General features: G+C 56.0%; 1 rRNA gene. It reads right to left on the bottom strand.

From position 1 onward, the window contains the following. A 16S ribosomal RNA gene (locus IEV91_RS21515) occupies positions 1–696 on the bottom strand; the annotation flags it as partial.

The raw sequence follows: 696 nt of genomic DNA on the forward strand, positions 1-696 counted from the left end.
CTTGTGCGGGCCCCCGTCAATTCCTTTGAGTTTCAACCTTGCGGTCGTACTCCCCAGGCGGAGTGCTTAATGTGTTAACTTCAGCACTAAGGGTTGGACCCCCTAACACCTAGCACTCATCGTTTACGGCGTGGACTACCAGGGTATCTAATCCTGTTTGCTCCCCACGCTTTCGCGCCTCAGCGTCAGTGACAGACCAGAGAGCCGCTTTCGCCACTGGTGTTCCTCCACATCTCTACGCATTTCACCGCTACACGTGGAATTCCACTCTCCTCTTCTGCACTCAAGCTTCCCAGTTTCCAATGACCCTCCGCGGTTGAGCCGCGGGCTTTCACATCAGACTTAAGAAGCCGCCTGCGCGCGCTTTACGCCCAATAATTCCGGACAACGCTTGCCCCCTACGTATTACCGCGGCTGCTGGCACGTAGTTAGCCGGGGCTTTCTGGTTAGGTACCGTCAAGGTGCCATCATTTCCTATGGCACTTGTTCTTCTCTAACAACAGAGCTTTACGATCCGAAGACCTTCCTCGCTCACGCGGCGTTGCTCCGTCAGACTTTCGTCCATTGCGGAAGATTCCCTACTGCTGCCTCCCGTAGGAGTCTGGGCCGTGTCTCAGTCCCAGTGTGGCCGATCACCCTCTCAGGTCGGCTACGCATCGTCGCCTTGGTAGGCCGTTACCCCACCAACTAGCTAAT

The sequence above is a fragment of the Pullulanibacillus pueri genome (genome assembly GCF_014639255.1).
Taxonomy (GTDB): Bacteria; Bacillota; Bacilli; order Bacillales; family Sporolactobacillaceae; genus Pullulanibacillus; species Pullulanibacillus pueri.